The sequence below is a fragment of the Stenotrophobium rhamnosiphilum genome (assembly GCF_003052265.1).
GTDB classification, from domain to species: domain Bacteria; phylum Pseudomonadota; class Gammaproteobacteria; order Nevskiales; family Nevskiaceae; genus Stenotrophobium; species Stenotrophobium rhamnosiphilum.
This window is the reverse complement of sequence record NZ_QANS01000003.1, coordinates 639,314-653,232: the sequence shown is the minus strand read 5'-3', so window position 1 is coordinate 653,232 and position 13,919 is coordinate 639,314. Positions and strand designations below refer to the sequence as shown.

At 54.9% G+C, this 13,919-nt stretch carries 9 protein-coding genes; 5 read left to right on the top strand and 4 right to left on the bottom strand.

What is annotated here, in order from left to right:
- The first annotated feature begins 252 nt into the window (after positions 1–252).
- On the top strand, positions 253–1,500 hold the full coding sequence (locus tag CJD38_RS10540) for an alkaline phosphatase family protein (RefSeq protein ID WP_107940278.1): 1,248 nt from the start codon (positions 253–255) through the stop codon (positions 1,498–1,500).
- 60 nt (positions 1,501–1,560) lie between these two features.
- On the opposite strand, the gene CJD38_RS10535 is transcribed toward CJD38_RS10540, so the two are convergent.
- The 3 genes from CJD38_RS10535 to CJD38_RS10525 form a co-directional block, all read right to left on the bottom strand.
- Entirely contained in the window at positions 1,561–2,079 is a 519-nt protein-coding gene (locus tag CJD38_RS10535; RefSeq protein WP_107940277.1) for an NUDIX hydrolase, read from the bottom strand.
- Positions 2,080–2,164: 85 nt separating this feature from the next.
- Positions 2,165–2,998 carry a 23S rRNA (adenine(2030)-N(6))-methyltransferase RlmJ gene (locus tag CJD38_RS10530; RefSeq protein WP_107940276.1) on the bottom strand — a complete coding sequence of 278 codons (834 nt, stop codon included), beginning with the start codon at positions 2,996–2,998 and terminating at the stop codon, positions 2,165–2,167.
- A 158-nt stretch (positions 2,999–3,156) separates the two neighbouring features.
- Entirely contained in the window at positions 3,157–4,347 is a 1,191-nt protein-coding gene (locus CJD38_RS10525; protein WP_240783592.1) for a DcaP family trimeric outer membrane transporter, read from the bottom strand.
- Between the two features lie 158 nt (positions 4,348–4,505).
- On the opposite strand from CJD38_RS10525, the gene CJD38_RS10520 reads away from it, so the two are divergent.
- Positions 4,506–5,204 (top strand): response regulator, encoded by a 699-nt coding sequence (locus CJD38_RS10520; RefSeq protein WP_107940275.1) that lies wholly within the window; start codon positions 4,506–4,508, stop codon positions 5,202–5,204.
- A gap of 10 nt (positions 5,205–5,214) precedes the next feature.
- Here the strand turns inward: CJD38_RS10520 and CJD38_RS10515 are convergent, their stop codons facing one another.
- Positions 5,215–8,700 carry a PAS domain-containing hybrid sensor histidine kinase/response regulator gene (locus CJD38_RS10515; RefSeq protein WP_107940274.1) on the bottom strand — a complete coding sequence of 1,162 codons (3,486 nt, stop codon included), beginning with the start codon at positions 8,698–8,700 and terminating at the stop codon, positions 5,215–5,217.
- A gap of 193 nt (positions 8,701–8,893) precedes the next feature.
- Here CJD38_RS10515 and CJD38_RS10510 point away from each other — a divergent pair, with 193 nt between their 5' ends.
- From CJD38_RS10510 to acs, 3 genes are all read left to right on the top strand, one after another.
- Positions 8,894–10,555, top strand: a complete 1,662-nt coding sequence (locus CJD38_RS10510; RefSeq protein ID WP_107940273.1) for an MFS transporter — start codon at positions 8,894–8,896, stop codon at positions 10,553–10,555.
- Positions 10,556–10,704: 149 nt separating this feature from the next.
- Entirely contained in the window at positions 10,705–11,730 is a 1,026-nt protein-coding gene (locus tag CJD38_RS10505; protein WP_107940272.1) for an NAD(P)H-dependent amine dehydrogenase family protein, read from the top strand.
- Positions 11,731–11,859: 129 nt separating this feature from the next.
- Positions 11,860–13,824 (top strand): acetate--CoA ligase, encoded by a 1,965-nt coding sequence (gene acs, locus CJD38_RS10500; protein ID WP_107940271.1) that lies wholly within the window; start codon positions 11,860–11,862, stop codon positions 13,822–13,824.
- Positions 13,825–13,919 lie beyond the last annotated feature (95 nt).

Here is a 13,919-nt window from a genome sequence, read left to right as displayed (position 1 = left end):
CCCTCGGAAATCCGGTAAAACACCTCTGCCCTAACAAGAATTACGCACCACGCTAGGGGTCAGCGACTTCTTTACCGCCTTTTTATGATCCCTTTGCAGGCTTGCCGTGTAGCTCGACTATGGTTAAATGCGGCAACAGTAAGTGCGTCGTCAGACAACAGAATCTCGACACGCAAAAGGCTGCGTTTCGCATCAATGTCACGTGCAACGTTTAGCCTTGTCGCTGAAAAATTAAATTAAAGGGGTTTTTGAATGCGCTTGTTTCCCGCACTGTTTGCGTTTGCTGTCTCGTTGGCACTGGCTGCTTGTGGCACTTCATCGCCAACATCGAGCACCGGAGGCAGCAGCAAAGTTGGACACGTCTTCATCATCGTGCTGGAGAACAAGAGCTACGCCAAAACATTCCCGGCAACGGGCACGCCGCCTGCACCGTATCTAGCCAAAAACTTGCCCGCGATGGGCGCGATGCTGACGCAGTACCACGGCACTGGCCATCTCAGCCTCGACAACTACATCACCATGGTTGGCGGCCAAGCTCCGAATCTGCAGACCAGCACGGACTGCATCATTTACACCGACTGGGTTGGCACCACCACGCCAGACGGCAATGGCCAAGTCACCGGCACCGGCTGCGTTTATCCCTTCGCTGTTAAAACCATTGCCAACCAGTTGCAGGACAAAGGCCTGAGCTGGAAAGGCTATATGGAAGACATGGGCAACGATCTGGCTCGTGACGGTCGCGCAACCTGTGCGCACCCTGATCTGAACACGCAAGACAAAACCCAAAGCGCGAGCGCCACCGATCTCTACGCGGCGCGCCACAACCCGTTCATGTATTACCACTCGATCATTGATGATCAAGCCAATTGCGATGCGCATGTTGTGCCGTTGACCGCACTCAGCGCTGATCTGGCCAGCATTGCCACCACACCGAATTACGTTTTCATCACGCCGAATCTTTGCAACGACGGACATGACACCGATTGCGTGAATGGCAAACCGGGCGGCTACGAGTCGATCAATGATTTCCTCAAGGAATGGGTGCCGAAGATCACGAAATCCGCAGCATTCAAAAAAGATGGCCTGCTGATCGTGACGTTTGACGAATCCGAATTTCCTGGCGAAGGCAGTGAAGACAGCGCCGCTTGCTGCAATGAACCGGCCGGCCCGAACTTTATCGGCGGCATCGGCCAAACCGTTGGCAACCTGCTGTTGCAGATTCCCGTTGTTGGCGGCCCACTGGCAACGCTGGTCAACACCTTAGGCTTGGGCACACTTAGCAACGTTCCACTCGCTGGCCCCGGTCTCGTTGGCCCAGGCGGCGGTCGCATTGGTGCAGTTTTGGTTTCGCCATTCATCAAACCGGGCACGGTGAGTGATGTGCCTTACAACCATTACTCGATGCTTCGCAGCATCGAAGACATCTTCGAAGTTGCACATCTCGGTTATGCCGCACAGCCGGGCTTGGTGCCTTTCGGCGACGACATCTTTAATCAGTAAGCATGATCACGATGAGCGTGACGCGATCAGCGTTGCGCTCATCGCGATAAAGATGTGCGCTTAAGATTTTTCTCGCAGCAGGAAGTACAGCGCTGCGTAGATGCGCGGCTCAATCAGCAAACCTTCGCGACCTTTGGCTGCAAGCCAGTCATCGATCTGCGTGAGTGGAACGATGTGCACGGTGATGTTTTCATTATCGACACCACCCCCTGCGCCCACACGCACGAGATCGTAAGTGCGGACGAGATACAGCATTTCAGAAGCAAGGCCCGGCGCAACAGGGCCGCTGAATAAAATTTCTGCGCGTGCTGCGCGGAAGCCGGTCTCTTCTTCCAACTCGCGTATTGCGGAAGCTTCTACCGCTTCGCCGTCATTGCCTTCATCGCCAATGATGCCCGCAGGCAACTCGATCGTGCGCGCTTGCATTGGCACGCGATATTGCTCAACGAGAACCAGTTCTTTATCTGGCGTCACCGCGAGAATGAATCCCGCCCCGGTTGAGTTCACGCGCTCGGCATATTCCCAAGTTCCGCTCTTGGAGAGTTTGACGAATTTGCCTTGGTACAGAGTCTCGATCATTTTCTAAACCTAACCGTAGGGTGCGCCGTGCGCACCAGCAGTCATTGCAAATGGAGCGTCGCGGTGCGCACAGCGCACCCTACGATTATTCAGGACGCACCCAATCAACGGTGTAGTTCGACTTAGGCCCCTGAGCGAGTTCACGCTCAATGATGTTGAGGCTCGCCGCCAAATCTTTTTCGATCTGGAATGGCGGGTTCACAATCACCACGCCGCAAGCGTGCATCTGGCCTTCGGCTTCAGCGCCGTTATCGAATTCAAATGCGATCGATGGCTTCTCGATTTCACGGCCAATGCGACGCAAGAATCCATTGACCGCGTGGCGATTCTTGATCGGATACCAAATGGCATACACGCCACCAGCAAAACGTCCGACGCTCTTGCGCACGAATTCTGCGAGAGCGGCGTATTCGTCAGTGCGCTCAAATGGCGGGTCCAACAAAATCAGTCCGCGCTTTTCAGGCGGCGGCAGCAGTGAGTGCGCTTCATAACCATCGCGCAGATGAAAAGCGATGCGCGGATCGCGGCCCATATTGCGGCGCAGATCTTCGGCGACGTCTGGCACCTTCTCGCAGAACATCATGCGATCCGTTTCACGCGCCAGTGCGGCGATGAACTGCGGTGAGCCGGGGTAGTACAAAGTTTTGCCCGGCGCATTGCCTGCAGCAACAACGCGCAGAAAAGTCGCGAGCGGTTCGGGCGCATTGGCCATGCCTTCAAGCCGCGCAATGCCATCACGCCACTCACCGGTGCGCATCGCGCCTTCGCCGGAGAGATCGTAAAAGCCCGCGCCTGCGTGCGTGTCCAGCGCGCACCAGGGCTTGTCCTTGCGGTTCATCGCGGCGATGAGGCCGCACAAGATCACGTGTTTGAACACGTCCGCGAAATTGCCCGCGTGATAACTATGTCGGTAATGCATGAGCAGGCATCGCGGTAAGGGGCTGAAAGCCAAGGTTCAAGGGTAGGCGTCTATTATCCACTTGAATGAGGTTCAGCGTGTAGCTCAGCGCGTATGGCGTACAAAAAAATGCCGCAGTGCGAACACTGCGGCGAGGGGGGAGCAAACAAGTAAATCTGTCAGAAAGCGTATTTGGCCGAGAATTGCAGACGCGACAGCGTGCCGTCGTTACCGGCCATCGTTGTGCGCTTGGCGTAGCGCAGTTCTGAGCCCACAGTCAGCTTGGGGATAGGCGAGTAGAGCAGATTCACGCTAGCGCTCTGGGCACGCTCGGTGATCACTCCGCCGAGGTTGGCGTTGTTGCTGGCCTTTAAGGCCGACAGGGCAATGCTGGAGCGCCACTGTTCATTCCAGGCGTGGCGATAGGCAACGAAACCGTTGATGACTTTCAAGCGCTGGATGTCGCCAGCACCATCAAGCACAGCATCGCCTACCGTGTTGATTGCCAGATAACGACCGATACCACTGCCGCCACTGACCATGAAACGCACATCGTCACTGCCAAGAACTGGAATCTTGCCGGAGATCGTGCCGCCATAGCCGGTGCTATTAGCGCGTGCACCGCCTACCGTCCCGCGATCAGCCAACTGTCTTATCACTGTTGCAAAAGCATAGTCGCCGGCACCACCGGCCTTTAAGTTGTAGCGCATCACCAGATCAGGCACCGAGTTGTCGTCTGTGTTTGCAAACGCTGTGCCGGCGTTTACAGCGACCGTGGTTTCCGGATTTTCCAAAGCGATCTGCAGATTGTTCCAGCTGTAGCGAATCATCGGCTGACGTACAAACACAGTGCCTTCGGTGGGACCGATAAAGTCGAGCCCTTCGGGTAATGCCGCAACGTTTTGAAACGTGCTCCAGTCTTGCCCAACCAACCAATTGTCGAAAGTGATGTACGCACGACGCAGACCCGGGTTGTAAGCGTTGGTCACCGTTTCATTGCCTGCGCCCGGATTAACCAGAAAATCCATTTCGACATAAGCGCCAACTTTGTGATCTTGAATCACGCTATCCGCTTTGATGAACAAGCGCGTTTCCTTGGCGTGAGAGTCTAAATAGGTGTGGCCACTCTCTGCCGTTGGCGGAGCAACAACAGCCACCGAATTCGGCACATAGAAATCGCGGCCGCTGCCTTGCGCTACTGCGCTATCTGAAAAGCGGCTCGCTAACGCATCAAGCTTGATATAACCGCCCCACGTAATTTTGATATCAGGCGTATCTGCAGCAAGCGCAGACGTCAGCGGCGCGGCAAGAGCCACAGCGCCAATGGCCGCTGCGATCAGTTTTGGGCTAAAGCGAAAGTCTTGCGACATATATCCTCCTAAAAAGAGTGCACCATCTAGGGTGCTTGACCATGCGCAAGCAGCATCGGAGAACCGAGGCGATAACACTATTATCCTTAGGTCGAATGCAACGTATGCTTAGACCAAAGTCGTATGGGGGACAGTCGCATTAACGACTACAAGAGAACATGGAAAACGCAAAGCTGATCATTGCTGACGATCACCCTTTATTTCGCGCCGCTTTGCGCGAGGCAGTGACACGACTCCTGCCTGGGGTCGCGATCGTCGAGGCCGTTTCTTTTCAAAGCTTGCAAGAGGCTGTCGGCGCCAACTCCGATGCGGATCTGATCTTGCTCGATCTGCATATGCCCGGAACGCAGGGCTTCTCATCGCTGGTGTATTTGCGCGCGCAGTACCCAGCTATTCCGGTTGCGATTGTTTCCGCGGCGGAAGAGCCTGCAGTGATTCGTCGCTCATTGGATTTTGGTGCTGCCGCCTACATTCCAAAATCGACGCCACTTGAACAAATCGGCATTGCGTTGCGGAGCGTACTCGATGGCGGCGTCTGGGTTCCGGAACACATCCCGACAAGCACTGCCAACGACGCAGAGAATAAAGAGCGCGATCTCGCTCAACGCGTCGCCAGTCTGACACCACAACAATTGCGCGTACTGATGATGCTGGCGGATGGTCGCCTCAATAAACAGATTGCTGGTGATCTCGACGTATCAGAAGCAACCATCAAAGCACACATGACTGCCGTACTTCGCAAACTCGGTCTTTATCGCAGAACTCAAGCAGCTGTATTGGCGCAACGCTTGCTACAAGCTGAGAGCGCCAGTTTGCTGATGGGCGAAGAGATAGCGAGCGAACCAGACGCAGAGTAAAACCGCCGGCCTATTCGTGCTCTCTCTGCGAAAGCAGTCTCGAGATCAACGCACGTAGCGCGGCAGGCTTAATGGGTTTAGGCAACAGTGAGTAGCCTTGCGCAGCTGCAGCTTGTTTTGCAGCAAGCGTGTGATCGGCAGTGATCACAATGCCGGGCACTTCTCGTTGCCACTGCGTATGCAATGCACGCACGACATGAATGCCGTCTTCGCCGTTATCCAAGTGATAGTCCACCAGCACTAAATCCGGCGGGGTGAGATAGGTTTGTGCCGTTAGCAATCCAGTTGCCGACCAGACTTCGCAACCCCACCCTGCAAGCAAGGCTTGCATGCCCGCAAGAACTGCCGGTTCGTTTTCAATGCATAGAATTTTTGCGCCAACAATTTCGCTGGTGTCACGCAAGGCAGGACGCTGCGGAACAACACTGATACGTGAGCGATCTCCCAACGGCACCGTCACAGCAAATACGCTGCCACGACCTATACGTGAGCGCAGCATCAGCGGATGGTTAAGTACGCGAACAATGCGCTCAACAATCGCCAAGCCCAAACCCAGTCCGCGCTCACCGCGCGCATCTTGAGTATTGAGGCGACGGAATTCCTGAAATATCTCGCGCTGTTTTTCAATCGCAATGCCGGGGCCGCTGTCACGCACTTCGATGCGAACACCACCACTCGCATGTCGACAGCCGATCAAGACCGATCCATGCCCGGTGTAACGAACGGCATTGGATAAGAAGTTTTGCAACACGCGTCGCAGGAGCTGCATATCACTGTAGACAACGACATCACTTGGCACCAAACGAAAGCCTAAACCGCCTTCCCTCGCCAGCACTTCAAATTCCGCAGCCAGCGGTTGCAATAGTTCCGATAGTGGAAAGTGTTGCAGTCGCACTTCCTGTGCATGCGCATCAAGTCGCGATATGTCGAGAAGACCGCCAATCAAACTCTCGGCAGAATTTAATGAGCTTTCAATTTTTCCAATCAGCGCTGCTGCAGGCTCTGGAACTGTGCTCCGATCTAAAGACGAAACAAACAATCGCGCAGCATTCAGAGGCTGCACCAAGTCATGCGAAGCCGCAGCAAGAAACCGGGTTTTGGATTCGTCAGCATGTTCTGCCGCTGATTTGGCTTCGACCAACGCCAGATTCAATGCGGTGAGCTCTTGCGTGCGCTCGACAACACGCTGCTCCAAAGTTTCGTTGCTATGTTGCAGCGCGCGCTCGCTGCGCTTGTAATCGCTGACATCGGAATAGCTCGTCACATACCCGCCGCCAGGCATGGGATTTCCGCGTATCTCAAGAACGGTTCCGTCTGCCAATTCGCGCTGATGCGTATACGCATGACCTGCACGCATATGCTGCAAGCGACGGGCGACTTGTGCGCCACTATCTCCTTCGCCGAGCAAGCCACGTGCAGCATTGAAGTGCACCACTTCTTCAATCGGTTGTCCGACAAAGATCAGGCCTTGGGGATAACGAAATAGATCAACGTAACGCTGATTCCAGGCCACGAGCTTCAGATCAGCATCCACCACGCTGACACCCTGTGCGAGATGCTCCAATGTCGCGTGAAGAAGGTCTCGATTGAATTGAATAACGTGCGAAGTTTCATCGAGCAGACGTATGACGTCTTCAACCTGCATGTCGCGGCCCTTCAACGCGGATGCCAATAACAAGCGCGCTGATGCAGCACCGAGCGCGCCTGCAAGCAAGCGTTCGGTATAGCGTGCAAGTTCGGCATCAGCCCGCTCATTCAAAGCTGGAGGCGCGCGCCCGTGCTGCTTTGCGTAATCCTCAATCAATTGCACTGCACGCTCAGCGCCGACAAAGCGCGCCAGCAGTTCTTGAAAATCACCCACTGTTGCTGTGACGCTGCGCTGCATCGTTGGTGCAGGCGGCATCATGAGTGCCTCATCAAGAAACCGTGAAACCTGCAGCCGCTCACGCAAACCGGGCGCGACGAAAACAGAGCCGGCGATGTACAGCGCGATGTTGAGCAGAAGACTAAATAAAGCGCCGTGTGTGATGACGTCCAGTCCATCAACACCGAACAGCGCGGTCGGTCTGAGCCAAGCCCAGCCCCAAGGCCCCTGCTGCAGCAACTGCGACGCTGCGGCGTTGTCACTCAATAAGGCGGGCAATAACAAGGTCCAGCCCCAGACGACAAAGCCGCCCAAGATTCCTGCGACCGCACCGCTATATGCACCACGGCGCCAGTAAATCCCGCCAACGATTGCAGGTGCAAACTGCGCGACTGCTGCAAAGGACAGCAACCCAATCGAGGTCAAACTGCCCGGCCCGGTAAACAAGCGATAGTAGAGATAGGCCATTGCGATGATGGCGAGAATCGCGATGCGGCGAATAAGCTTGATGATGCCGCTGAGATCTTGTCGATGCTGCAAACCGAGACGACGAGAGCGCAACAGAATTGGCATCACCACTTCATTGCAGAGCATCGTGCTGAGCGCAATGCTGGCGACGATCACCATGCTGGTCGCGGCTGAAAATCCACCGATATACACCGCCAACGCCAAGCCGTCTTGATTCTGGGCCAGTGGCAGTGCCAACACGTAAGTATCAGCAGCGCCGACTTGCGCGCTGCTTAAGCCAGCAGCTGCCAGCGGCAATACAAATAAAGTGATCAAGCCGAGATAGATCGGGAAGACCCAACGAGCCGTACGCAAATCGCTGCTGCCGGCATTTTCGACCACGGTCACGTGAAACTGTCGAGGCAAACAGATGATCGCAGCCATCGCCAATACGGTTTGCGTCAAGAAACCCAGCCACCAATTCCCTCGCAGCAAGGGCTCGGTCAGTTGTGGCAGCGTCAACGCACGTGTGTAGGCATCGCCCATGCCGTCAAACATTCCGTAGCAGGCCCACAGACCCACCGCGAGAAACGCCAACAGCTTGACCACCGACTCAAACGCAATGGCCAGCATCATGCCGTGGTGATTTTCAGTGCTGACCACTTGTCGCGTGCCGAACAGAATGGCGAAAACAGCGAGCAATATCGCGACTGGCAGAGCGTTGTCCCACTCAGCGGCAGGCCCTGTCATCACATCAAAGCTAAATGCGACGGCTTTCAGTTGCAGCGCGATGTATGGCAACACACCGATGATCGCGATGATGGTCACGATCATCGCCAGACTTTGATGACGGCCGTAACGTGCGCCAATGAAATCGGCGATGGAAGTGATGTTATGGCGCTTGCCTACTTGAATGATCCGCGCGATCAAACTGCCGCCAAATACAAAAATGAGAATGGGGCCCAAGTAGATGGGCAAGAAGTCCAAACCATTGGTGGCGGCGCGTCCAACAGCGCCATAGTAGGTCCAAGAGGTGCAATAAACGCCCAAAGCCAAGCTGTAGACCCAGGGCTTGTTCGTGGGCATGCGCACTCGCGCAGCAACGCGATCACCATAGTGCGCAATGCCAAACAGCAAAGCCACGTATGCGGTTGAGATAACGAACAAAAGACCGTTTTGCAGCATCGGAATCTATCCTTGTGCAGAACTACGATCAAACCACGGCACCACTTTGATGCAGATTAGACCAAAGTCGTATTCGAAAGCGATGCGGATTTCGGCGCTTGCGACTAAAGTCGCGTTCACGCTAGCAATGACATGACCTAGATTGCGCTACAGGCATTTTGAGCCTTGCAACGTTTTAGAAGGAGCTAAAGACATGAGTCAATCCAGCACCGCCGCAATTCCCACCGTGACGAAGGCTGAAGAGCGCAAAGTGATTTTTGCTTCTTCGCTAGGCACTGTCTTCGAGTGGTATGACTTTTATCTCTACGGATCGCTAGCCGCCATCATTGCCAAGCAATTTTTCTCTGGCCTGAATGACACCAGCGCTTTTATTTTTGCACTGCTCGCCTTTGCCGCGGGCTTTGCGGTACGTCCTTTCGGTGCACTGGTTTTCGGTCGACTGGGCGATATGGTGGGTCGTAAATACACCTTCCTGGTCACGATTCTGATCATGGGTCTGTCGACCTTTCTGGTCGGTGTGCTGCCTAACTACGCCAGCATCGGCGTGGCAGCACCGATCATTCTGATCACGCTGCGTCTCTTGCAAGGCCTGGCACTCGGCGGTGAATACGGCGGCGCTGCAACCTATGTTGCAGAGCACTCCGGCAACCACAACCGCGGCTATGCCACCAGTTGGATTCAAACCACGGCGACCGGCGGCTTGTTTCTGTCACTGCTGGTGATCCTCGGCTGCCGTCTGACTCTGGGCAACGAAGCCTTTGAAGAATGGGGCTGGCGCATTCCGTTCTTGGTTTCCGCACTACTGCTAGGCATTTCGGTTTACATCCGCATGCAGCTTTCAGAGTCACCCCTGTTCAAGAAAATGAAGGCAGAAGGTAAGACTTCAAAAGCACCGCTGACGGAAGCTTTTGCCAAGTGGAGCAATCTGAAAATTGTGCTGCTCGCACTGTTCGGCGCCACCGCAGGTCAAGCTGTGGTTTGGTACACCGGCCAGTTCTATGCGCTGTATTTCCTTACGCAAAGTCTGAAGGTCGATGCGACTACTGCCAATCTTCTGCTGGCAGCAGGCCTGCTCATCGGCACACCGTTCTTCGTGTTCTTTGGTTGGCTATCAGACAAGATCGGTCGCAAGCCGATTGTCATGGTCGGCTGTTTGATTGCGGCGCTCACTTACTTCCCAATCTTCAAAGCGATTACGCATTACGCGAATCCCGGACTGGAAGCAGCCGCAGCAACAGCACCGGTCACTGTCGTTGCTGATCCAGAATCCTGCAGCTTCCAGTTCGATCCCGTCGGCAAGAAAGTTTTCAGCGGTTCTTGCGATGTGACGAAGAGCGTTCTGGCTAAGTCCGGCGTGCCCTACAGCAACGAGGCGGCTCCAGCGGGTAGCGTGGCGGTGATCAAGATTGGCGATAAGGTTGTCACCGCATTTGAAGGCGGCGGCATGGACAAAGCCGCTTTCAAAGAACGACAGGCTGCATTCAGCAAAGAGTTGGGTGATGCACTGGCGACTGCCAACTATCCGAAGAAAGCGGATCCGACGCAGGTCAATCACGGCATGTTGATTGCACTGCTGGCACTACTGGTGATTTACGTCACCATGGTCTACGGCCCGATTGCAGCATGGCTGGTTGAACTGTTCCCAACGCGTATTCGCTACAGCTCGATGTCACTGCCGTATCACATCGGTAACGGCTGGTTCGGTGGCTTTGTACCAACCATCGCGTTCGCGTTAGTGAGCTGGAAAGGCGATATCTACTACGGCCTCTGGTATCCCATCATCGTGGCAGTAATGACGCTAGTGATCGGCACGCTGTTCTTGCGTGACACCAAAGGCGGTCCTATTGACGACTGATGCTGGAATGACGGAAAAGGCCCCGATTCACGGGGCCTTTTTTAACACCATAACTAATTAGTTCGGCTGAGCTGTTCCTACGCTGGGCAAACGTATGATCAGGCACAAACGCCGCATACAGGCGTCATCTACTCAGCAGGGGAAAGTGCATGTCCAAGATTAAAGTTGTGCAATGGACCACCGGCGTCGTTGGCAAACCATCCGTTCGCGCCATCGTTGCGCATCCGCTGATGGAGCTTGTCGGTTGTTACTGCCACGCAACAGATAAAGTGGGACAAGACGTTGGCACGCTTTGCGGCATGGAACCACTCGGCATTAAAGCGACCAACGATATCGATGCCTTACTCACGCTCAAGCCTGATTGTGTTTGCTACATGCCGCAATTTCCGAACATCGATGAGATGGAGAAAATTCTCGCATCGGGTTGCGACATTGTTTCTACTGCGTACTTCATGACCGGCACGCAGTTTGGCAAAGATGAAGTCGCGCGTTTGCGTGCTGCAACGATTAAAGGTGGCTCTTCCATTTACGGTGGTGGCGTGAATCCTGGCCACGCCAATATATTTGCGCTGGTGGCTTCTGCTGGCTGTTCACGCATCGACAAGATTTCAGTTTTGGAATCGGTCGACGCAACGCCTTACGAATCTGCCGGCACATGGGAAGCGATTGGCTTTGGCTTGCGAGTCGATGATCCTGCAGCACCGCCACTCGCCGAACGCGCGATGCCTTCGTTCAAGGAAGCGGTGGAGATGATGGCGAACGCGCTGAAGATTGAAGTCGACGAAATTCGCTTTGATGTTGAATACGCCGCTGCGACTGAAGATGTCGATCTTGGTTATATGAAGATTGGGAAAGGCTGCATCAGCGGCCTGCGTTGCTGCTGGTCAGCTCGTGTAAAGGGCAAGGCCGTAATCGAGCTGAAAGTCGCGTGGAAACTCGGCACCAAGCTTGAACCGAACTGGCCAGTGGAAGAAGGCTGGCTGATTGAGATTGAGGGCGTGCCGAATATCCGCTGCAAATATCAGCAAACCGGTGGCACCCGTGATTTCGATCCGGCCACATTGACGGCGATGCCGATGATTCATGCGATCCCGCATGTATTTGCCGCGGCGCCGGGCATCATCACCGCTGACCAGCTACCGATGGTGACTGGGGCTTATTGCGTCAATGTCTAAAATTTGGCCGGAAAAAACACCAAACTGGCCGAAATGGGTAGGTGTACTTTCCGGAGCAATTGACGATGCTACCGGTCACCGTATGATTTGCGACAGCTTAAATAATTTGAACAGCGTTGGAGACTTAAGATGAGCAGCGACAAGATTGAGTCCGTCCTCGGTGAAAAGCGCGTGTTTCCTCCGCGTCCCGAGTTCGTTAAAAAGGCACGTTTAGACGCTAAGAAGCTCGACGCTCTGCGCGCAGCAGCAGACAAAGATCACGTCGGCTTCTGGGGCGATCAGGCCCGCAAGAATATTGCATGGCAAACACCATTCACGCGCACGCTGGATGACAGCAAGGCACCGAACTATCAGTGGTTTGATGATGGCCGCCTGAATGCTTCTGCCAACTGCCTTGATCGTCATCTCGGTGCTCGCGGCGACAAAATCGCGATTCGCTTTGAAGGCGAGAAAGGCGATGCGCGCAATTGGACGTACAAAGAGTTGCATGCCGAAGTCTGCAAGCTCGCCAACGGCTTGCTCTCACTCGGCATCACTAAAGGCGACCGCGTCATCATCTACATGCCGATGACGCCGGAAGCAGTCATCGCAATGCAGGCCTGCGCACGCATTGGTGCGATTCACTCGGTGGTGTTCGGCGGCTTCTCAGCGGCTTCGCTGAAAGATCGTATTGAAGACACCGGCGCCAAACTCGTCATTGCTGCAGATGGCGGCAATCGCGGCGGCAATATTATTGATCTGAAAAAAGCGACAGATGACGCCCTCGCCTCTGGCGGCAAGACAGTCGAGAAAGTCATCGTCTATCAGCGCACCAAACACAGCGTCAATTGGGACGCGAAGCGCGATATCTGGTGGCACGATCTACTCGCCACGCAATCCGAACGCTGCGATCCAGTGTGGGTAGAAGCAGAACATCCGCTGTTCCTGCTCTACACCTCTGGCTCTACTGGCAAGCCGAAGGGCATTCAGCATTCCACCGGCGGTTATCTGCTCGGCGCGCATGTGAGCTGTCAGTGGGTGTTCGATCTGCGTGATGACGATGTGTTCTGGTGCACGGCTGACGTGGGTTGGGTCACTGGCCACTCTTACGTTTGCTATGGCCCGCTGTCGAACGGCGCAACGATTCTGATGTACGAAGGCGTGCCGACGATTCCAGATGCAGGTCGCTTCTGGAAAATCTGTCAGGAACACGGCGTCACCATTTTCTACACCGCACCAACCGCCATTCGCGCGTTGATGAAAGCGGGCGATGAATGGCCGGCAAAATATGATTTGTCGAAACTGCGTCTACTCGGCAGCGTTGGTGAACCGATCAATCCAGAAGCATGGATGTGGTATCACCGCGTCATCGGCAAAGAAAAATTACCGATCGTTGATACCTGGTGGCAGACCGAAACCGGCGCGATCATGATGTCCCCCGTGCCCGGCGCAACGCCGACCAAACCTGGCTCCTGCACACAACCACTGCCCGGCATTGCTGCCGGCATTGTTGATGACAGCGGCAACCTCATCGATCAACTCGACCAAGGCGGCTACCTCGTTATCAGCAAACCATGGCCATCGATGCTGCGCACGATCTGGGGCGACAATGATCGCTACATCAGCGCCTACTGGGCTCAGTTCAAGAACAAGTACTACGTTGCCGGCGACTCTGCACATCGCGACGCTGACGGTTACTACTGGATCATGGGGCGCATCGATGACGTGCTGAACGTCGCCGGTCACCGCCTCGGCACAATGGAAATCGAGAGCGCGCTGGTGTCACATCCACGTGTTGCTGAAGCCGCTGTCGTTGGTCGTCCACATGATGTGAAGGGCGAAAGCGTATTCGCCTTCGTTACCTGCAAAGGCCCACGCCCTGAAGGCGCAGAAGCGGATGCACTCTCTAAAGAATTGCGCGACCACGTCGCCAAGGAAATTGGCGCTATCGCCAAACCTGACGACATTCGTTTCGCAGAAAACCTACCGAAGACTCGTAGCGGAAAAATCATGCGTCGCCTGCTGCGCTCAATCGCCAAGGGCGAAGAAATCACGCAGGATATTTCGACGTTGGAGAATCCGGGAATTGTTGCGCAGTTGGCCGGAAAAGCATGACCTTGTAGGCTGGGTTGGCTTCATCAACCCAGCGCTTCTTTTCTGCCAATGTGAACGCTGGGTTTTGCTTCGCAGCAACCCAGCCAACAAGCAGA

Excerpts from the sequence above, each read along its gene's own strand:
- CJD38_RS10540 (WP_107940278.1), top strand. The coding sequence starts at position 253 with ATGCGCTTGTTTCCCGCACTGTTTGCGTTTGCTGTCTCGTTGGCACTG.
- CJD38_RS10535 (WP_107940277.1), bottom strand. The coding sequence starts at position 2,079 with ATGATCGAGACTCTGTACCAAGGCAAATTCGTCAAACTCTCCAAGAGC.
- CJD38_RS10530 (WP_107940276.1), bottom strand. The coding sequence starts at position 2,998 with ATGCATTACCGACATAGTTATCACGCGGGCAATTTCGCGGACGTGTTC.
- CJD38_RS10525 (WP_240783592.1), bottom strand. The coding sequence starts at position 4,347 with ATGTCGCAAGACTTTCGCTTTAGCCCAAAACTGATCGCAGCGGCCATT.
- CJD38_RS10520 (WP_107940275.1), top strand. The coding sequence starts at position 4,506 with ATGGAAAACGCAAAGCTGATCATTGCTGACGATCACCCTTTATTTCGC.
- CJD38_RS10515 (WP_107940274.1), bottom strand. The coding sequence starts at position 8,700 with ATGCTGCAAAACGGTCTTTTGTTCGTTATCTCAACCGCATACGTGGCT.
- CJD38_RS10510 (WP_107940273.1), top strand. The coding sequence starts at position 8,894 with ATGAGTCAATCCAGCACCGCCGCAATTCCCACCGTGACGAAGGCTGAA.
- CJD38_RS10505 (WP_107940272.1), top strand. The coding sequence starts at position 10,705 with ATGTCCAAGATTAAAGTTGTGCAATGGACCACCGGCGTCGTTGGCAAA.
- acs (WP_107940271.1), top strand. The coding sequence starts at position 11,860 with ATGAGCAGCGACAAGATTGAGTCCGTCCTCGGTGAAAAGCGCGTGTTT.